The organism is Actinomadura rugatobispora (assembly GCF_055379765.1).
Map to the genome: position 1 here is coordinate 10,098,759 of NZ_AP029191.1, position 18,374 is coordinate 10,117,132.

The 18,374-nt window shown below is 72.6% G+C and carries 18 protein-coding genes; 11 read left to right on the top strand and 7 right to left on the bottom strand.

Translation table 11 applies throughout. The annotated features are described in order from the left end of the window. Nucleotides 1-11 precede the first annotated feature (11 nt). Both ACZ466_RS45445 and ACZ466_RS45450 read left to right on the top strand, forming a co-directional pair. Complete coding sequence (locus ACZ466_RS45445; protein ID WP_378293185.1) at nt 12-821, top strand: ABC transporter permease; 810 nt, start codon at nt 12-14, stop codon at nt 819-821. 49 nt (nt 822-870) lie between these two features. Beyond that, on the top strand, nt 871-1,362 hold the full coding sequence (locus ACZ466_RS45450) for an SAM-dependent methyltransferase (RefSeq protein ID WP_378293187.1): 492 nt from the start codon (nt 871-873) through the stop codon (nt 1,360-1,362). Between the two features lie 24 nt (nt 1,363-1,386). Here the strand turns inward: ACZ466_RS45450 and ACZ466_RS45455 are convergent, their stop codons facing one another. From ACZ466_RS45455 to ACZ466_RS45480, 6 genes are all read right to left on the bottom strand, one after another. Next, the gene (locus tag ACZ466_RS45455; RefSeq protein WP_378293191.1) at nt 1,387-2,583 is read right to left on the bottom strand and encodes an amidohydrolase family protein; all 1,197 of its coding nucleotides are present in this window, start codon (nt 2,581-2,583) and stop codon (nt 1,387-1,389) included. A 29-nt stretch (nt 2,584-2,612) separates the two neighbouring features. After that, the gene (locus ACZ466_RS45460) at nt 2,613-3,746 is read right to left on the bottom strand and encodes a substrate-binding domain-containing protein (protein WP_378293193.1); all 1,134 of its coding nucleotides are present in this window, start codon (nt 3,744-3,746) and stop codon (nt 2,613-2,615) included. Between the two features lie 58 nt (nt 3,747-3,804). Continuing rightward, on the bottom strand, nt 3,805-4,692 hold the full coding sequence (locus ACZ466_RS45465) for an ABC transporter permease (RefSeq protein WP_464041950.1): 888 nt from the start codon (nt 4,690-4,692) through the stop codon (nt 3,805-3,807). Beyond that, entirely contained in the window at nt 4,689-5,474 is a 786-nt protein-coding gene (locus ACZ466_RS45470) for an ABC transporter ATP-binding protein (RefSeq protein WP_378287320.1), read from the bottom strand. Before ACZ466_RS45470 ends, ACZ466_RS45465 begins: the two co-directional genes overlap by 4 nt. Nucleotides 5,475-5,650: 176 nt before the next feature. Beyond that, nucleotides 5,651-6,841 carry an amidohydrolase gene (locus ACZ466_RS45475; RefSeq protein WP_378287321.1) on the bottom strand — a complete coding sequence of 397 codons (1,191 nt, stop codon included), beginning with the start codon at nt 6,839-6,841 and terminating at the stop codon, nt 5,651-5,653. 73 nt (nt 6,842-6,914) lie between these two features. After that, on the bottom strand, nt 6,915-7,544 hold the full coding sequence (locus tag ACZ466_RS45480; protein WP_378287322.1) for a GntR family transcriptional regulator: 630 nt from the start codon (nt 7,542-7,544) through the stop codon (nt 6,915-6,917). Between the two features lie 218 nt (nt 7,545-7,762). Here ACZ466_RS45480 and ACZ466_RS45485 point away from each other — a divergent pair, with 218 nt between their 5' ends. The 4 genes from ACZ466_RS45485 to ACZ466_RS45500 all read left to right on the top strand — a co-directional run bounded on the left by ACZ466_RS45485 (nt 7,763) and on the right by ACZ466_RS45500 (nt 11,315). After that, nucleotides 7,763-8,593: an oxidoreductase gene (locus ACZ466_RS45485; RefSeq protein ID WP_378287323.1), complete on the top strand. Its 831-nt coding sequence runs from the start codon at nt 7,763-7,765 to the stop codon at nt 8,591-8,593. A 105-nt stretch (nt 8,594-8,698) separates the two neighbouring features. Further along, entirely contained in the window at nt 8,699-9,400 is a 702-nt protein-coding gene (locus ACZ466_RS45490) for a TetR/AcrR family transcriptional regulator (protein WP_378287324.1), read from the top strand. Nucleotides 9,401-9,588: 188 nt separating this feature from the next. After that, complete coding sequence (locus ACZ466_RS45495; protein WP_378287325.1) at nt 9,589-10,086, top strand: flavin reductase family protein; 498 nt, start codon at nt 9,589-9,591, stop codon at nt 10,084-10,086. 74 nt (nt 10,087-10,160) lie between these two features. Next, entirely contained in the window at nt 10,161-11,315 is a 1,155-nt protein-coding gene (locus ACZ466_RS45500; RefSeq protein WP_378287326.1) for an LLM class flavin-dependent oxidoreductase, read from the top strand. Between the two features lie 122 nt (nt 11,316-11,437). Here ACZ466_RS45500 and ACZ466_RS45505 read toward each other — a convergent pair whose 3' ends face one another. Then, complete coding sequence (locus ACZ466_RS45505) at nt 11,438-12,319, bottom strand: IclR family transcriptional regulator (RefSeq protein ID WP_378287328.1); 882 nt, start codon at nt 12,317-12,319, stop codon at nt 11,438-11,440. 117 nt (nt 12,320-12,436) lie between these two features. Between ACZ466_RS45505 and ACZ466_RS45510 the strand changes: the two genes are divergently transcribed. The 5 genes from ACZ466_RS45510 (at nt 12,437) to ACZ466_RS45530 (ending at nt 18,369) form a co-directional block, all read left to right on the top strand. Beyond that, the gene (locus ACZ466_RS45510; protein ID WP_378287329.1) at nt 12,437-13,240 is read left to right on the top strand and encodes an SDR family NAD(P)-dependent oxidoreductase; all 804 of its coding nucleotides are present in this window, start codon (nt 12,437-12,439) and stop codon (nt 13,238-13,240) included. A gap of 72 nt (nt 13,241-13,312) precedes the next feature. Next, nucleotides 13,313-14,116 (top strand): SDR family NAD(P)-dependent oxidoreductase, encoded by an 804-nt coding sequence (locus tag ACZ466_RS45515; RefSeq protein ID WP_378287331.1) that lies wholly within the window; start codon nt 13,313-13,315, stop codon nt 14,114-14,116. Further along, a complete protein-coding gene (locus tag ACZ466_RS45520) occupies nt 14,113-15,006 on the top strand; it encodes an alpha/beta hydrolase fold domain-containing protein (RefSeq protein ID WP_378287332.1) in 894 nt (297 codons plus the stop codon). The genes ACZ466_RS45515 and ACZ466_RS45520 overlap by 4 nt, the downstream gene beginning before the upstream one ends. Before the next feature lie 435 nt (nt 15,007-15,441). Then, nucleotides 15,442-15,801 (top strand): hypothetical protein, encoded by a 360-nt coding sequence (locus ACZ466_RS45525; protein WP_378287333.1) that lies wholly within the window; start codon nt 15,442-15,444, stop codon nt 15,799-15,801. A 294-nt stretch (nt 15,802-16,095) separates the two neighbouring features. Next, the gene (locus ACZ466_RS45530) at nt 16,096-18,369 is read left to right on the top strand and encodes a glycoside hydrolase family 3 C-terminal domain-containing protein (RefSeq protein WP_378287334.1); all 2,274 of its coding nucleotides are present in this window, start codon (nt 16,096-16,098) and stop codon (nt 18,367-18,369) included. Nucleotides 18,370-18,374 lie beyond the last annotated feature (5 nt).

Genomic DNA, 18,374 nt, shown 5'->3' on the forward strand with positions numbered 1-18,374 from the left:
GAGGCACCGCCATGCACGCACCGGCCGCCTTCGCGCGCGGCTTCGCCGGCGAGGTCCGCAAAGGGCTGATCGACCTGCGGGACGGGTGGCGCGAGCTGCTCGTCCAGATGATCACCTTTCCGCTGTTCTACCTGCTCATCGTGCTGTTCATGGGACGGGGCCAGCTGCGCGGGGACCTGCTCGTGCCGGTCCTGCTCGGCATGGTCGCGCTGACGTTCGTGCACGAGCAGATCAACCGGGTCTTCTGGAGCTATCTGGGCGACATCCAGTCCGGCGTGCTCGAGCAGACCTACCTGACGCCGCTGCCGTCGGCGGGCCTGGTCCTCGGCCGCCAGGTCGCCGCCGCGATCTCGGCGCTGCCCACCGCACTGGCCGTCCTCGGGACGGGGGTCGCCGCCGTCGCGCTGCGCGGCGGGCGGATACCGGTCGACGCCCGGGTCCTCCTGCCGCTGGCCGCCATCGTCCTGGGCACGTGCGGGCTGGCGCTGGTGCTGTGCGGACTGACGCTGGTGTTCAAGCGCATCGAGATCGTCACGCAGCTGTCGGTGGCCGTCTACGCGCTGACCGGCGGCACTCTGGTCCCCCTGGCGGCGATGCCCGGCGCCGCCGAGTTCCTCGGCAGGCTGCTGGTGCCGGTGGCGCCCGGCGTCGAGGCCATGCGCGACATCCTCCTGGGCGGGCACCCCCTCACCGACCTGCCCAGCGGCTGGGGCGTGGGATGGGTGATCGCGCAGCCGCTGCTCCTGGTCGCGGCCGGAGCCGTGGCCTTCGCCCGGCTGGAGGCCCTGGCCAGACGGCGCGGCACGCTCGGACGCTACTGAGAATCCCGGCCACGCCGGCCCCCGGCCACCGCGACGTGAAGGAGACGCGATGACGACCGACGCAACACCCCGCCCCGGGCGGGTCGTCCTGGAAGCGATCGGACGGGTCGTCGGCGGCAGGTCCGAGGCGTTCGAGGACCACTGGTCCGGCGTCCAGGCGGTCGTCCGCCTGGACGCCGGGCGCTTCACCCCTTCGGCCGTGGCGGGCCTGGAGGACTTCTCCCACCTGCAGGTCGTGTTCCACTTCGACCGGATCGACCCGGCCACCATCAGCACCGGGCCACGGCACCCGCGGGGCGATCCCGCCTGGCCGCCGGTCGGGGTCTTCGCCCATCGCGGACCCCGCCGCCCCAACCGGCTCGGCGTCTCCTGCTGCCGCCTGCTGGCGATCGAGGGCCTCGACCTGCACGTCGCCGGCCTGGACGCACTGTCGGGATCGCCCGTCCTGGACGTCAAGCCCTACCTGGCCGAGTTCGCTCCACGGCGGCCCACCGCCCAGCCGGCCTGGGCCACCGAACTGATGAGCGACTACTACGGCTGACCGGCCCGCCGCTCCCGGCGGCGGTCAGGTGGTGGTGATGGACGGGGTTTCGAGCCTCCCCACCAGGCGGCCGTCCCGGAGCGTCGCGAGGACGGGCGGGGCCTGGAGCACCACGTCCTCGACGGATCGCGCGTCCAGGACCGCCAGGTGCGCGTGCGCCCCCGGCGCCGGGCCGTGCGGTTCGAGGCCCAGGATCGCCGCGGGCGCCGTGGTGATCGCCTCCAGGAGGTCGCGGCGGTCGGCCTCGCCGGCGAGCCGGTGGGTGATCCCGGTGAGCCACGCGGCCTGGACGAGGTCGGCGTTCCCGAACGGCGCGAACGGGTTGCCGATGTTGTTGTTGGCGACGGCCACCCGCACGCCCGCCGCCCGCGCCCGGTCGACCGGGGCGACGCTGCGCGTGCCGGGCCGCCCGTGACCGGCGAGGTACAGGTCGGTGGCGGGCAGGGCGACGAGGGAGATCCCGGCCGAGGCGAGCCGCTCGAAGGCGCGGTCGGCGGCGTCGGGGGCCATGGCCGCGAGCGTCGTCACGTGGCCGATGGTCACGCGGCCCGCCATGCCGTGGGCGCGAGTGCGCTCGACGACGAGGTCGAGCAGCGAGCTTCCCGGGTCGTCGTGGAAGTCCAGGTGCAGGTCGACGGGCGCGCCGTGCCGTTCGGCCAGCGCGAAGACCAGGTCAAGATGGCGCCGCGGATCGGCGTCGACGTAGGGGCAGCCGCCGACGACGTCCAGGCCCTCGGCCATGGCGTCGGCCAGCAGGGCCGGCATGCCCGGTAGTTCGAGGCCGCGCTGCGGGAACGCGACCAGCTGCAGGTGCAGCAGATCGGAGGGCAGGGCGCGATGCAGCGCGATGAAGTCGAGCCCGACGGCGGGATCGATCTCGACCATCGCGCGGGCGGCGGTGACGCCGTTGCGCACGAGCGTCCGCACCGCCCGCTCGGCGCCCTCGGCCGGATCGACGACGCCGCGCACCCCCGCGACGGCGGCGATGGCCTTGTCCAGGTCGGGGGTGAGCGGTCCGGGCGTGTGGCCGAGCAGGTACGCCTTGTCCAGGTGCACGTGCGCGTCCACGAAGGCGGGCAGCACCACCCGCCCGTCCGCGGCGAGCTCGGTCCCGTGCGGCTCCCGCGGGCCCGCCGCCCGGCCCACCCGCCCGTCGCGGAGCTCCAGCGTGACGGGCTCGCCCGCGTCCACACGGGCCCCGGAGATGCGGTCGATCAGCATGTGCGTCCTTCCCGGGAAGGTGCGGCGGGTCAGCGGAGGCCGATCGACTTGTCGACGAACTCGTTGGTGACGATGTCCTCGGGCTTGAGGCCGTCCTTGAACGTGTCGCCCCGGGCCTTGAGGATCGGCGTGACGACGCCCATCACGCGCTCGACCCGCTTCAGGTCGAAGTCGCCGAGCGTCGCGTCCGCGCCGTTGCCGACGATGTTGTGCCGGCGCATCACGCCGACCGCGTCCTCGTTGCCCGCGAGGGTGATCGGCGGGCCGTCCGGGATCGTCTCGGCGATCCGCACCATCGCCTCGTTGACCGGCTTCGGGTCGGCCATGTAGTCGGCCTGGGCCTTCTGGAGCAGCGGGACGAGCTTGGCCAGGCACGCCCGGTTCTTCTCCAGCTCGCCCGCCCGCACCGACCAGCCGTGCTGGTAGATCTCGTAGCCCGCGTCGTGGATGAGCAGCGACTTCACGGGCTTCTTCCAGCCCTGGACGTCGTGCTCCCACCGGAAGGGCTCGTTGCTGACGTAGCCCTGCTGCATCGTCCGGCCCTTGTCGGCGACGAAGCGGCTGGGCGTGCCGTCGAAGGAGGAGTCGGCCTGGTCCTTGGTGACGTAGCCCTTGGACACCAGGTAGTCCATGTAGAGCTTGCCTTCGGTGTGGGTCACCTTGGCCCCGGTCGCGGCGACGTCCTTCCAGGTCCGGACGTTCGGGTACGTCGCGGGGTCCCACATGATGATCTGCGGGGTGATGTCCAGCGAGGAGAAGACCGCCTTCACGGGGAACTTCGCCGACGCCGCCACGGCGTCGTCGGTCGGGACGAACCCCAGCGTGATCGACTTGTCCTGGTACATCTGCGCCGGCACGGGCTGGCCGCCCAGGAACGGGCCGCCGAGGCGCACCTCGACGTTCACGCCGGTGTCGCCGAGCGGACCGGCGTAGGCGCCCTTCTTGACGTCCACCTTCCCGTCCGGGCCGACGAGCTGGTACGCCGCCGCGCGCTCGGGCGTGGCGTACCAGTCGGTCTGGATCACGACCGTGCCGGGGCACACGCCCGCCAGGGGTCCCTGCCCGGACGGCGCGGGCACGTCGGTGTCGGCTCCGCCGCAGGCGGTGAGCAGGGTTCCGGTGAGGGCGACGGTCAGGGCGGCGGGAAGCGTGTATCTGCGCATGGCGAACTCTCGGGGGTGCGGGGCCGGTGGGGGCGAGGGGCGGGGGGCGGGGACAGGCTCAGGACGGGCCGCGGGTACGGCCCGAACGCCGTCTGTCCACGTGGTCGCCGAGCAGGTCGAAGCACCAGAACAGCAGCAGGCCGACGAGCGAGGACCACATCAGCGCGGTGAGCAGCTCCTCGGTGGCGAGCCGCTGCCGGTAGACGTCGATCATGCGGCCGATGCCGGGCTCGCCCTGGCGGAAGAAGAAGTCGGCCACGATCGAGCCGATGATCGCCATTCCGGCGGAGATCTTGAAGCCGGTGATCATGGCGGGCAGCGCGGCGGGGAGCTGGAGCCGCAGCAGGCGCTGCCGGCGGGTGGCGCCGTGCAGGGTGAACAGGTCGTGCAGGCCGGGCTCGACCGACTTCAGGCCGAACAGCGTGTTGGTGATCGTGGGGAACAGCGCGACCATCACGCAGACGATCACCCGGCTCTCGAACTCGTACCCGAACCAGAAGCCGAACATCGGGACGACCGCCAGGATCGGGATGGTCTGCAGCACCACCGCCCACGGGTACAGCGCGTGCTCGACCCAGCGCGCCTGGCTCATCACGACCGCGAGCAGCACGCCGACGACGATCGCGAGGGCGAGGCCGGCCAGCGCGATCTGGGTGGTGGACCACAGCGCGGTGAGGATCTCCGCGCGGTTGGCGCCGTCGAGGACCCCCACCCTGATCACGTCGTACGGGGCCGGCAGCAGGAACCGCGAGTCGGCGGCGAGCACGAGCTCGCTGACGACCGTCCACACGCTCATGACCAGCAGGAACACCAGCACGGGCGCGATGATCCGCAGCCCCGGCCGGGGCCGCGGCCCCGCCTTGGCCCCAGCGCCCGCGGCCCGCCCGGCGGCTGGCCGCGCGGGCGCCCGCACCGCCTCCGCGGCGCCCGTGGTGCCGGTCGTCATACCGCCACCCCCTCTTCCGCGGGGTCGCCCGTGCGGCGCAGCGCGGCCGAGACCTTCGCGGCGACCGCGGCGAACTCCGCGCTGTAGCGCAGCTCCGGCGGGCGCGGGTAGCCGAACGGGACCCCGATGTCGTCGACGACGCGGCCGGGACGCCCCGACAGCACGACGACACGAGTGGACATGAACACCGACTCCGGCACCGAGTGGGTGACGAACAGCCCGGCGAACGGGTCGCTGACGAACAGCGAGGCGACCTCCTCGTTGAGGCGCTCGCGCGTCATCTCGTCCAGGGCGCCGAACGGCTCGTCGAACAGGAACAGCTTCGGCTGGAGGGTGAGCGCGCGGGCGATGGAGACGCGCATCCGCATCCCGCCGGAGAGCTGCGCCGGCCGGTGGTCCTCGAACCCCTCCAGGCCGACGCGCCGGATCGCGTCGGCGGCCCGTTCCCGGCTCCGCTCCGCGGACAGGCCGCCGAGCCGCCCCGGAAGCTCGACGTTGCGCCGCACGCTGCGCCAGGGCAGCAGCGTCGCGTCCTGGAAGACGTAGCCGAGGGCCGCGCCGTCGGTGCGGACCGACCCGGCGCTCGCCTGCTCGAACCCGGCGGCGAGGCGCAGCAGCGTCGACTTGCCACAGCCGGACGGGCCGACCAGGGAGACGAACTCTCCGCGCCGCACGCTCAGCGACACGTCCGTGAGCGCTTCGGTGCCGTTGGCGTAGACCATGCTGACGCCGTCGAAGCCGATCGCGGGCGCGTCGGCGCCGCCCTCCCCGGCGGCGCTCATGGGAGCGCCGCCTCGATCTCGTATACGTCGGCCCGAGACGGCGGAGGGAGTCTCGTGGGAGCAGGGTCTGCCGCCAGTACCTGGGGCCTGCCGATGCTTGACATGGCCCTTGTCTAATGGTCCAACGTTGCCCCTCGTGGTCAATCCCGTTACAGCGGCATTTCGTATACGACGGCTCAGACGAGCGCGCCGTCCCGCGCGACGACCGTCCCCGCCTTGATCACCAGGGCCCGCGGCGGCACCGACATCACCGCCTCCGCCGCGGCCTGACCCGGGACGACGACCAGGTCGGCGGGCGCGCCCACCGCGATCCCGCGGTCGTCCGCGCCCACCAGCCGCGCTCCGCCGCGGGTCGCGGCCTCCAGCGCCGCCTCGATGTCCTCGTCGCGGTAGAAGGCGCCGCGGCTCGCGACCTGCATCGTCTGGCGGAGCATGTCGCCGTCGCCGTACGGCGTCCACAGGTCGCGGACGCCGTCGCTGCCGAGGGCGACGCCGGCGCCCGCGGCGCGCAGCAGGGCCAGCGGCTGCACCGGCTCGCTGAAATTGGCGCAGGTGGCCAGGTGCACGCCGGCGTCCGCGAGGGCGTCGGCGAGCCTGCGCTGCCGGTCGGGGTCCAGCTCGCCCAGGGCGTAGCCGTGGCTGATCGTGACCCGGCCCCGCAGGCCGGTCGCCTTCGTCCGCTCGATGATCAGCTCGAACTGCCAGGCGCCGAGCGACCCGCGGTCGTGCAGGTGCACGTCCACCTTGGCGCCGTACCGCTCGGCCAGGCCGAACACCACGTCGAGATGCCGGACCGGGTCGCGGTCGACGCCCGCGGGGTCCAGGCCGCCCACGACGCCGGCGCCCGCCTTCAGCGCCTCCTCCATCAGCCCGGCGGTGCCCGGACGGGAGACCAGCCCGCCCTGCGGGAACGCGACCGTCTCCACGTCGACGCGCCCCGCGTGCCGCGCCGCCGCCTCCGCGATGGCCTCGACGCCGCCGAGCCCCACCTCGGGATCGATGTCGGCGTGCGAGCGGACACGGGTCGTGCCCCGCGTGATCATCCGTTCCAGCAGCGCGCTCGCGTACTCGGCGCTCGGCAGGCCCAGCTCCGCCCGCCGGCCCTCGCCGTTGGCGATCCTGCTCGCGAGGGCGCCGTCGGACGAGTGCGGGACCCAGGGGCCGCACCACAGCGTCTTGTCGAGATGGCAGTGCGCGTTGACCAGGCCGGGGAGCACGATCATCCCGTCCAGGGCGATCGTCTCCGCCTCGGGCGCGGCGGCGGGCCCGATCGCGGCGATCACGCCGTCGCGCAGCAGCAGGTCGGCGGTCTCCAGCGGCGCCCCCGGACGCCAGAGGCGCCCACCCCGCAGCAGCAGTTCGCTCATCGTCGTCTTCCCTTCGGATGCGTGCCGGTGCGTGCCGGCCTGGCCCGGGGTGGGAGGCGACGATCGTATACGACTACTCGGGCGGTCGCCCGCGCAGGCGGTAGGCGCTCTCGGCGCGGGCGATGTGACGCTCCACGACGGCCCGGGCGCGGTCGGCGTCCCCGGCCTCCACGGCGGCGCAGATCTCGGCGTGCTCGTCCCAGGAGTCATGGGCGCGGCGCGGCAGCTCGACCGCGTACACCCAGGCGATCTTCTGGCTGAGCTGGGTGATGAGCTGCTTCAGCGTGGCGCTCCCGGACGCCTCGGCCAGTACCTCGTGGAAGCGGCTGTTGAGCCGGGTGACCTCGTCGAGGCGCCCCTCCCGGACGGCGTCCTGCCCGAGCAGGACCAGCTCCTTCAGCCGGCCGAGCTGCTCGGGGGTGCGCCGGGCGGCCGCGCGGACCGCGCACAGCGGCTCCAGGAGCCCCCGCACGGCGAGCAGGTCGGCGGCCTCCTCCTCGGTCAGTTCGCCGACGAACGTGCCCACGTACGGGCGGGTGGTGACGAAGCCCTCGGCGTCCAGGGTGCGCAGCGCCTCGCGCACCGGGACGCGGGAGACGCCGTAGCGCTCGGCGAGAGCGCCCTCGGTGAGCCTCTCCCCGGGCCGGAGCACGCCCCGGATGATGTCGTCCCGGACGGCTTTGCACACCTGCTGCGGCGACATCCGCCGGCCTTCCGGCCCCCGCGTGGCTGTGGTCACTCTTGGCCTCACAAGCTCGTATACGACACTCATGAAGTTACTACAGCGGCCCGATCCGTCAGGGGGCGGGGAGTTCGCCGGTTGCTAAGAGGCCACTGGATCTTTATCGTGGAGTCATAAGGTTCCACTGGCCTCTTATGTGGTGGAGCCCTCATCCGACCAGAACGAGCAGAGGTGCCGTCATGAGCAGGAACTGGCTGATCACAGGAACGTCCGGCGGGCTGGGGCGCCGGCTCGCGGAGGCCGTGCTGGAGGCGGGCGACCGGCTCGTGGCCACCAGCAGGCGCGCCGACCAGATCGCCGACCTCGCCGCCGCGTACGGGGACCGGGTCCGCGCCATCGCGCTGGACGTCACCGATCCCGCCGCGGCGCGCGCGGCCGTCCGGGAGACGGTCGAGGCGTTCGGGCGCCTGGACGTCCTGGTGAACAACGCCGGCTACGCGGACGTGGCCTCGATCGAGGACATGACCGACGAGGTCTTCCGCGCCCAGATCGACGCGAACTTCTACGGCGTGGTCAACCTCACCCGGGCCGCCCTCCCGGTCATGCGCGGGCAGGGCGCCGGTCACATCGTCCAGATCTCCTCCGTCGGGGGACGTGTGGGAGGCCCCGGACTGGGCGCCTACCAGTCCGCCAAGTGGGCGGTCACCGGGTTCTCGGAAGTGCTGGCCAAGGAGGTGGCGCCCTTCGGGATCAAGGTCACGGTCGCCGAACCGGGCGGCATGCGCACGGAGTGGGCCGGGTCCTCGATGAGTACGCCGCCCATCAGCGACCCCTACAAGCCGGTCATCGAGCCGACGGTGGAGCGCATGCGCGAGGCGAACGGGACGCAGCCGGGCGATCCGGCGCGGGTGGCCCAGGTCCTGCTGGACATCGTCGAGGTCCCGGACCCGCCCGTCCGCCTGCTGCTCGGCGCCGACGCGGTCGCCACGGCGCGGGCCGCGGCGGAGGGGCTCGCCGCGTCGGACGCCCGGTGGCGCCCGGTGAGCGAATCGATCGCCTTCGACGGGTGACCCGGGCGACCCCGTGCCCGGCCCGCGGGGCCGACGCGCGGCGTAAAGTTGCCCGGAATGCGCCATCCGACGCGTGGCGCGGTCACCCCCCCCGAGGTAGCGATCATGTCCAGCGGTCAGCAGGTGGATTTCCAGCGCGCCCGCAACGCGGCGCAGCGCGAGGTCCGCAGGCGCGCCATTCTCGAGGCGGCGGCGGAACTCCTCGGCGAGTCGCCGCTGAGCGACATCAGCCTGCGTGAACTCAGCCGCAGGGTCGGGTTGTCGAAGACCAATGTCGTGCGCTACTTCGAGACGCGGGAAGCGGTCTTCTTCGCGCTGCTCAACCAGACGCTGGACGAGTGGCTGGACGAACTCCCCGCCGAACTCCCGCCCGCCGCGTCCCCGGCGTCCGTGGTGGACGCGTGGGCCCGGTCGGCGGCCCGGCGCCCCCTGCTCTGCGAGCTGTGGAGTTCGCTCGGGACCGAACTCGAACGCAACATCTCCACCGAAGCGGTGCGCGGTTTCAAGCTCGTCCACCATGAGCGGCAGGCCAGGCTGGCGGAACTGGTGAGGGAGCGCATCCCGGAACTGACCGAGCCCGCGTCGCGGGAACTGGTCCAGCTCTCGATCGTGCTGGTCGCCGGGTTCTGGCCTTTCGCCAATCCGTCCCCCTCCGTCGCCGAGGCGGTCAAGGATCCCGCGCTGGCTCATTCCCGGGTCGACTTCGCGGAAAGGCTCGGCCGCGCCCTTCTCGTCGCGGTGACGGGCCTGATGAACGTCCCGCCGCCGGGCCCGGGTGAGGTGTCCGCGGGCTCAGGCCCCGCGTAACCGGCCGTCAAGAGGTTCCTGGCTGAGGTGGGACGGCCCACCGGCGCGAACGGCGCCGGTGGGCCGTTCGCGTGAGCCTCGCCTGCTCGCTTCCCCCTTGACAGAGTCATCGGCCGCTCACATACTCACCTTATGGCGAAGGATATTTCGTTATTGCGAAATCCGCGCTGATGGAGAGGAGAGGTCTCATGGTCATGCTCGAACCCGTCACCGGGGACCCGGCCCAGCTGCGGCAGGCCTACGGGTGCTTTCCCAGCGGGGTCACCGCCCTCTGCGCGCTCGACGGCGAGGAGCCCGTGGGGATCGCCGCGAGCTCCTTCACCTGCGTCTCCCTCGATCCGGGACGGGTGCTGGTGTGCCTGCAGAACTCCTCCACCACGTGGCCGCGGCTGCGCTCGACGCCCCGGCTCGGCGTCAGCGTGCTCGCCGAGCACCACAACGACGCGTGCAGGGCGCTGTCGCTGAAGACCGGCGACCGGTTCGCCCGCGTCGAGTGGAGCGCCAGCGCCGGCGGCGCGGTGTTCGTGCACGACGCCGTCGCGTGGCTGGAGTGCGAGGTCGCGGACGAGGTTCCGGCCGGGGACCACACGATCGCGCTGCTGGCCGTCCACGCCCTGCGGACCGAACCCGACCGCAAGCCGCTGGTCTTCCACGGCAGCCGCTTCCAGAGGCTCGTCGCGGTCTGAGCCGGGAGACCGCTCCGTCGTCACGAACAACGCGAACAGCACCGAGAACAGGCGAGGAAAGGCAGGGAGAAAGCGTGAAGCTCGACCTGATGTACGAGTTGCAGCCGAAGGTCGGCCCCTACAAGGAGCCGTTCCCCGAGGGCCAGAAGAAGGCCGAGCAGCAGGCCTACGCCGAGGCGTTCGAGGAGATCAAACTCGCCGACCGGCTCGGGTTCCAGACCGCCTGGGTGGTCGAGCACCACTTCCGTGAAGGGCGGTCCGCGGCTCCGTGCAACGAGACCATCCTCGGGGCGCTCTCGCAGATCACCGAGAACATCCGGCTCGGATTCGGCGTGGTGCTGCTCCCCTCGGGGTTCCAGCACCCGGTGCGGGTCGCCGAGAAGGTCGCCACCGTCGACCTCCTGAGCGGCGGCCGGGTGGAGTGGGGGTCGGGCCGCTCGACGCCCAACGAGCAGCTGGCCTTCGGCGTCCCCGCCGACGACCGGTCCCGCGACATGTGGCGCGAGGCGTTCGAGTTCGTCATCGCCGCGTGGACCGAGGAGCGGCTGACCTGGAAGTCGGAGACGATCGACTTCCCCGAGCGCTTCATCACCCCGCGGCCGTACCAGAACCCGCACCCGCCCGCGTGGCTGGCCGCGGCGAGCGAGACCTCCGCCTACAACGCCGGGAAGCTCGGCCTCGGGCTCCTGTCGTTCGCGCTGATGCAGCCGGTCGAGAAGATGGCGGAGGCGATCAACACCTACCGCCGCGGCCAGGCCGACTGCGAGCAGCCGCTGCCGAAGTTCAAGAACGACCGGGTCGGCGCGTACACGCTCGTGCACTGCACGGACGACCCCGAGGAGGCCGAGCGGTACGGCCTGTGGAACTCGGTGAAGTGGTGGTACCAGAACCTCGCCGAGTTCACCCTCCAGTGGGAGCTGGCCCACCTGCCGGAGGACGAGAAGAAGAAGATCTTCCCGCTGCTGGAGCCGACCATCCGGGGCGACATCGACATCAACCGGTACACCGAGCAGGACATGATCATCGTGGGCACGCCCGAGGAGTGCCTCCGGAAGATCCTCCGGTACGAGGAGGCGGGCGTCGACCAGCTGCTGTGCTACTCGCAGTTCGGGACGCTGCCGCACGAGAAGGTGATGCGCAGCATCGAGCTCCTCGGCACCGAGGTCATCCCCGAGCTGGAGAGGCGCGGGCACCGGGTGGACTACGACGCCCTGTTCAAGGGCGCCTGACCGTGGACCTGATCTCTCTCCTCCGGCAGCAGGCCGCCGAGCAGGAGGCGGCCGAACGGAAGGCCGCCGAGCAGGAGGCCGCCGATGAGGCGACGGAACCCGGGACCGCCGAGGCCGCGCCGTCAGCCGCGCGGCCGGCCGCGGGTCTGCTTGGTGACGACGGTGGCGCAGGCCCTGACCCGCTCGCCGATGTCGACGACGTCCCGCCCGGTCAGCCCGGGTGAGAAGCCGCTGGCGGTGATGGCGACGAACACGCGGCCGTCGGAGTCGAACACCGGGGCCGAGGCCATGCCGAGGTCGTACTCCCGCCCGGGCTCGATCGCGGGCAGGTCGTAGTCGTCGTGCAGCGAGATCGAGGCCACCAGCGCGTCGTGGTCGCCCCCCTCGTCCGGGCGGGGGTCGGCGAACGACGCCGGCCGGTCGCCGAGCACCCGCCTCATCGCCGAGATCCGTCCCAGCGCGTACCCGCGCTCGCGGACGGTCGCCAGCCCCAGCTCCACCCGGTCGCGATCGAGCGCGACCGGGGCGCGGCCCAGCCACGCCTCCACCTCGCCGGGATCCGCCCAGGCCATGAACACCAGGCCGAGCGGCGGGACGAGCGGAACCCGCTCGCCCTCCCGGAAGCCCGGGCCGTACCGCGAGCCCGTTCCGCCCACGACCACGAACACGATCTCCGCGGGCGTCGCCGCCGTGACGACCACGTCGGCGTCGAGCTCGGCGGCGAGCTTGGTGATCTGCTCGGCGGCGACGCGGATCGCGGGGTGCTGTTCGAGCGCGGCCATCCCCGCGCTCACCAGCGCCGGGCCGAGGCCGTAGGTCCGCCGGACCGGATGCCGGCTGAGGTAGCCGGTCTCCTCGAGGACGGCGAGCACCGCGTGGGTGGAGCCGAGACCGATGCCCGTGCGCCGGGCGATGTCGGAGATCGTGAACTGCTCGCCGCGGTGCGTCACGAGCAGATCGATGATCTGCAACGCCCGGGCGGCGGCGGGTGCCGGTCGCGCCATCACGTCCTCCCTCGGGTTCTGGGCCGCGCGGTGTGCAACGTACCGCACTGGCACCGGGCCTTCGCACATTGCGAAAATTCTTTCACCACTTCCCTTCGACTGATGCGGCGGAGAGCCATGCACCAAGATCTTGAGAGGGCCTTCGAGCTCACCGGGCGGACGGCCGTCGTCACCGGGGCGGCCAGCGGGATCGGCCGCCAGACGGCGATCACCTTCGCCCAGGCGGGGGCCGACGTCGTGCTGGCCGACGTCACCGAGGCGGGCCTGGACGAGACGGCGGCCGCCGTGCGCGACCTCGGGCGCGCGGCCACGGCCGTCCCGACCGACGTCACCGACCGGGCGGCCGTCGACCGGCTGGCCCAGGCCGCGCTGGACGCCCACGGGCGGATCGACGCCTGGGCCAACGTCGCCGGCGTCATCCGCTACGGCACCGTCGTCGACACCTCCGAAGAGGAGCTCGACCTCGTCCTCGGAGTCAACCTCAAGGGCACGTACTGGGGCTGCGCCGCCGCGGCCCGCGCCATGATCCCGCGCGGCTCGGGCTCGATCATCAACGTGGCGTCGGCCGGGATGGACTCGGCGCCGCCCCGCCTCTCGTGCTACGCGATGAGCAAGTCGGCGGTCGCCACCCTGACCCGCACGCTGGCCGCCGAGGTCGGCCCGCACGGCGTGCGGGCCAACACCGTCGCGCCGGGCTGGGTGCCGACCGGCATGACGGCGCCGTACTGGACGAACCCCGACGGCAGCGTCGACGAGGCCAGGCGCGAGGAGACCTACGCCCAGCGCGCCTCGCACACCCCGCTGAAGAGGAACGGCGAGCCCGCCGACATCGCCTGGGCGATGCTCTACCTCGCGGCCGACGCGTCGCGCTTCGTCACCGGCCAGGTCCTGCGGCCCAACGGCGGTGTCGCCATGGCCTGAGCGAGCGTCCCCGAACGACCCCGAACGCCCGACCCCCACCCACCGCAAGATCGTCAAGAAAGGGCCACGGCCATGACGTCCACCGACCAGAGTCCGGTTCCGGGATACCAGGAACTCCTCAGGCTCGATGACCGCAACCTCGTCGTCGTCGGCGCGGGCCAGGGAATGGGCCGCCAGACCAGTCACGCGCTCGCCCAGTGCGGGGCGCGCGTGGTGTGCGTCGACATCGACGAGACGCGCGCCCGTGAGATCGCCGAGGAGGTGGGCGGCGTGCCGTGGACCGGCGATGTCACCAAGGCGTCCGAGGTGGCCCGGCTGGTCGAGGAGGGGTCGGCGGCGCTCGGCGGGCCGCTGGGCGGCTTCGTCGACATCATCGGCATGGCCGAGTGGGTCGGGGCGCTCGACACGGAAGAGGAGACCTGGGACGCCCAGTTCGACATCAACCTGCGCCACGCCTACCTCCTGAGCCGGCACATCGGGCGGCACATGGTCGACACCGGCACGCAGGGCACGATGGTCTTCATCGCCTCCGTGCACGGCCTGACGGCGTCGGTCCGGCACGGCGCGTACGGCGCCGCCAAGGCGGGGCTCATCTCGTGGGTGCGCACACTCGGGGACGAGCTGGGCGGCCACGGCATCAGGGTGAACGCGATCGCCCCCGGATCCATCCTCACGCCGCGTCTCATGGCGGCGTACCAGGACGAGTCGGCGCGGGAGCGGTCCGCCACGCTCGCACCGCTGAAGAAGAACGGCCTCCCGTTCAACATCGCGTCGGCGGCCCTGTTCCTGACCAGCGAGCTCTCGGCGTTCATGACCGGTCAGACGATCGTTGTCGACGGCGGCGTCACCATCAAAGACCCGTACCTGGCGCTGTGAGCACCGAATCCACGACGGGCACCCCCGGCGCCTGGGCGCTGCCGGGGGAGCGCCGCTCCACGATGCCGACGCCGGACGATCTCGCCGCCCGCCGCGCCGGCGCCGGCGCCGCGCCGCGCCCCGCTCCGCCCCCGGGTGTCGAGGTCACCGGCGTCCGGTACGGGGACGTGCCGTGCGTCGTCTGCGAGCCGCCGCGGCCGCGGGGCGTCCTGACCTACTTCCACGGCGGCGGGTACCGGCTGGGCTCGGCCGCCCAGTTCACCCCCTTCGCCGCGCGGCTGGCCGCCGCCACCGGCTCCCGGGTCGTGGTGGTCGACTACCGGCTCGCGCCCGAGCACCCGTTCCCGGCGGCGCTGCACGACGCCGCGGGCGTCTACGAGCGGGTCCTCGCCGAATCCGGCCGGCCGCCGGTCGCGATCGGGGACTCGGCGGGCGGGGGACTGGCCGCGGCGCTGGCGGTGGCGTGCGCCGGGGCGAAGGTCCCCGTCCCGCGGGCGCTCGTGCTCATGTCGGCGTGGCTGGACCTGCGCTGCGTCGCCGGCACCTACACGTCGCGGGCCACGACCGACCGGCTGTTCTCCCACGACGCCGCCCGGCAGGCGGCCGGCCAGTACCTGCAAGGGCACGACGCCGGCGATCCGCTGGCGTCGCCGCTCCTCGCCGACGCGGCGTCCTTCCCGCCGACGCTGCTGTTCGCGAGCACCGGCGAGGTCCTGCTGGACGACACCGTCGCCATGGCGTCGAACCTCGCGCGGGCCGGGGTGCCTACCGCCGTCCGCTTCGAACGGGACGTCCCGCACGCCTGGCCCAGCGTCTTCCCCGACCGGCCCGAAGCGGCCGCGGCGCTGGACGTCATCGCCGAGTTCGTCCGCCGCCTCGACGCCCCCTGAGCGACCCGCCGCGGCCATGGCCCGCGGCGGACGCCGTTGGAGCCGGTCGAGCTCAGATGGCGGTGGGATCCGTGACCTCCCGCGGGTCCCACCGCGCGGAGCGCGCGGTGCGCCCGCTATCGGCGCACCGCGCGCTTTGCCTAACAGCCCCTGTTTTGCTGGGCGATCTCCCACCGCACCAGGTGACCGCCAACGAGCAGCATGACGGAACGTCGCATGATCAAGCAGGCGTCACCCGCTCAGAAGCGCCCACATGCTTACTCGTCGGTACATTCCGGGGCGGGCAATGGCCTCGGAAAGAAAGCACCGGGCCACGCACTTACCTCGGAACGCGGGTATGGACTGGCGCGTCTGCAATGTCGATCAACCGCTCAGTTCGTAATGGACGGTGTCGGTATCGGCGTGTAGCCACCGCAACCAATGGGAGGAAACATCATGTTCCGTCGAATCACTGCCGCCGGCGCGCTCACCATGGCCGTGGCGGGTGTCCTCTTCGGTGCCTCGCCCGCGATGGCCATCGACGGCGGCGACGGCCACAAGGGCGGCCACAAGGGCGGCCACAAGGGCCACCACGGCCACCACGGCCGCCACCACCACCAGCACCACGACCACGACCGGTTCCTGAACGAGAACGCCCAGGCCTGCTTCCAGATCTTCGCTCCGATCCTGTCCGACATTAAGGGCGACGTCGACCTCGACAACGACTGCGACCAGTTCGTCATCCAGTCGAACGAGAACGAGGACCGCTTCGGGCACCACGGCCAGGGCCGGGAGGGCCGGGAAGGGCGGCGCTGAGTAACATCCGCTCCTGAGTAAGTGGGTCGGCGCCCTGGGCGCCGGCCCACCTATTCATGTTCTCGCCGCCCGGGAATGCTCGCCGTATTTCCGAACGAAATTCATAGGCGGTAATACCGAATTGTCGCCGATCGTCGAAGCTGACCGCTTTGGTGGGATTTGGGGGGAGGGGGTGGGTGGCGGCCTCCGCCCGGCGGGCCCGCGTGCTAGGCTACTAAACCGCATTAGTAGTGGAGTCGGCAGCGGGCTCGCGTCCCGTGCGGGACCGGGCCGTCGCAGGAGAGGTTCGAGAACGTGACCGATCCATCCGGACCGTCCGCACCCGCGGTGCTCGCCGGCCTGACCCTGGAGGAGAAGGCCGCACTGCTCTCCGGAGGCGGCACCTGGGAGACCGCCGCGATCGACCGGGCGGCGATTCCCCCGATCGTGCTGACCGACGGTCCGCACGGCCTGCGCAGGCACGACCCGGAGGCCGCGGGCTTCAGCTTCGAGGAGAGCCTTCCCGCCACCTGCTTTCCGACGGCCGCGGCCCTGGGCTCGTCCTGGGACGTCGACCTGCTCGAGGAGGTCGGTCGCGCCCTCGGCGAGGAGAGCCGCGCGGCGGGCGTCGCGGTGCTGCTGGGCCCCGGCATGAACATCAAGCGTTCGCCGCTGTGCGGGCGCAACTTCGAGTACCTCTCCGAGGACCCGGTCGTGAGCGGCCGGCTGGGCGCCGCCCTGGTCCGGGGCGTCCAGGGCACCGGGGTGGGCGCCTCGCTGAAGCACTTCGCGGCCAACAACCAGGAGACCGACCGGATGACGGTCAGCGCCGAGGTCGACGAGCGCACGCTGCGGGAGATCTACCTGGCGGGGTTCGAGCGCGCGGTCAGGGACGCGGGGCCGTGGACGGTCATGGCCGCCTACAACCGGATCAACGGCGTGCACGCCGCGCAGGACCCCTGGCTGCTGACCCGGGTCCTGCGCGAGGAGTGGGGCTTCGACGGCCTGGTGGTCTCCGACTGGGGCGCGGTCCTGGACCCCGTCGCGGCCGTCGCCGCCGGGCTCGACCTGGAGATGCCGGCGACCAACGGGGTCAGCGCGGCACGCCTGGCCGAGGCCGTCCGGGAGGGGCGGCTGGAGGAGAGCGCGCTCGACCGCGCCGTCCTGCGGCTGCTGAAGCTGATCGAGCGCACTTCCCCAGGCACGGGCCCGCGCACCGGCCCTGGCACCGGCCCGGCCGAGGCCGACTTCGACCGCGACCACGCTCTCGCCCGCCGGGCCGCCGCGGAGTCGGCCGTCCTGCTGAAGAACGAGGACGCGATCCTGCCGCTGGACCCGCGGGCGGACCTGCGCGTCGCGGTGATCGGCGAGTTCGCGCGGACGCCGAGATACCAGGGCGCGGGCAGCTCGCGCGTCAAGCCGACGCGGATCGACGCGGCCCTCGACGCGCTCACCGGCGCCGCCGGCCCGGCCCTGCGGCTCGCCTTCGCCGCCGGGTTCACCCTGTCGGGCGAGGAGGCCCCGGAACTGCTCGCCGAGGCCGTCGCGGCCGCGCGGGACGCCGACATCGCCGTCGTCTTCCTCGGCCTGCCCGAAGGCGAGGAGTCCGAGGGCTTCGACCGCGCCGGCATCGACCTGCCCGAGGTCCAGGTGCGGCTGCTGAAAGAGATCGCCCTGGTCAATCCCCGGACCGTGGTCGTGCTGGCCAACGGCGGAGTCGTCCGGACGTCGGGCTGGGAGCGGCACGCCCGCGCCGTCCTCGAATGCTGGCTCAACGGCCAGGCGGGCGGCGGGGCGGTCGCCGACCTGCTGTTCGGCCGGGTCAACCCGAGCGGGCGGCTGGCCGAGACGATCCCGCTGCGGCTCGAGGACAACCCGTCCCACCTGAACTTCCCCGGCTCGGAGGGCACCGTCGTCTACGGCGAACGCCTCTACGTCGGGTACCGCTACTACGACGCCAAGGGCATCGACGTCGCCTACCCCTTCGGGCACGGCCTGTCCTACACCGACTTCGCGTACTCCGGCCTGTCCGCGGTGGTCGAGGGGGACGGCGACGAGACGGTCGTCAGGCTGCGGCTCGACCTGACCAACACCGGGACGGTGGCGGGCAAGGAGGTCGTCCAGGTCTACGTCCGCGACGTCGCCTGCTCGGTGGACCGTCCCGTCCGGGAGCTCAAGGCCTTCGCCAAGGTCGCGCTCGGGCCCGGCGAGTCGGCGGCCGTCCGCTTCGAGTTGGACGCCCGCGACCTGTCGTACTACAGCACCGGCCTCGGCCGCTGGGTGCTGGAGCCCGGCGACTTCGAGATCGGCGTCGGCGCCTCCTCGCGGGACCTGCGCCTGGCCGCCACGGTGACGGTCGACGCGCCGCCGCCCGTGCGGCCGCTGACACTGGACTCGACGCTCGCGGAGTGGCTCGCGCACCCTGAGGGCGGCCCGCTGCTGCGCCGGACCATGACCGCCGGGCACGCGTCCGCGATGAGCGACCCGGCGATTCTCCGCATGGTCGAGTCGACCCCGCTCAACCGCCTGATCACCTTGAGCGGCGGCGCGCTGGCCTCGCCGGAACTGGAGGACTACCTCGCCCGCTGACGGCC

Coding starts and splice junctions, on each gene's coding strand:
- ACZ466_RS45445 (WP_378293185.1), top strand. CDS start 12: ATGCACGCACCGGCCGCCTTCGCGCGCGGCTTCGCCGGCGAGGTCCGC.
- ACZ466_RS45450 (WP_378293187.1), top strand. CDS start 871: ATGACGACCGACGCAACACCCCGCCCCGGGCGGGTCGTCCTGGAAGCG.
- ACZ466_RS45455 (WP_378293191.1), bottom strand. CDS start 2,583: ATGCTGATCGACCGCATCTCCGGGGCCCGTGTGGACGCGGGCGAGCCC.
- ACZ466_RS45460 (WP_378293193.1), bottom strand. CDS start 3,746: ATGCGCAGATACACGCTTCCCGCCGCCCTGACCGTCGCCCTCACCGGA.
- ACZ466_RS45465 (WP_464041950.1), bottom strand. CDS start 4,692: ATGACGACCGGCACCACGGGCGCCGCGGAGGCGGTGCGGGCGCCCGCG.
- ACZ466_RS45470 (WP_378287320.1), bottom strand. CDS start 5,474: ATGAGCGCCGCCGGGGAGGGCGGCGCCGACGCGCCCGCGATCGGCTTC.
- ACZ466_RS45475 (WP_378287321.1), bottom strand. CDS start 6,841: ATGAGCGAACTGCTGCTGCGGGGTGGGCGCCTCTGGCGTCCGGGGGCG.
- ACZ466_RS45480 (WP_378287322.1), bottom strand. CDS start 7,544: ATGTCGCCGCAGCAGGTGTGCAAAGCCGTCCGGGACGACATCATCCGG.
- ACZ466_RS45485 (WP_378287323.1), top strand. CDS start 7,763: ATGAGCAGGAACTGGCTGATCACAGGAACGTCCGGCGGGCTGGGGCGC.
- ACZ466_RS45490 (WP_378287324.1), top strand. CDS start 8,699: ATGTCCAGCGGTCAGCAGGTGGATTTCCAGCGCGCCCGCAACGCGGCG.
- ACZ466_RS45495 (WP_378287325.1), top strand. CDS start 9,589: ATGGTCATGCTCGAACCCGTCACCGGGGACCCGGCCCAGCTGCGGCAG.
- ACZ466_RS45505 (WP_378287328.1), bottom strand. CDS start 12,319: ATGGCGCGACCGGCACCCGCCGCCGCCCGGGCGTTGCAGATCATCGAT.
- ACZ466_RS45510 (WP_378287329.1), top strand. CDS start 12,437: ATGCACCAAGATCTTGAGAGGGCCTTCGAGCTCACCGGGCGGACGGCC.
- ACZ466_RS45515 (WP_378287331.1), top strand. CDS start 13,313: ATGACGTCCACCGACCAGAGTCCGGTTCCGGGATACCAGGAACTCCTC.
- ACZ466_RS45525 (WP_378287333.1), top strand. CDS start 15,442: ATGTTCCGTCGAATCACTGCCGCCGGCGCGCTCACCATGGCCGTGGCG.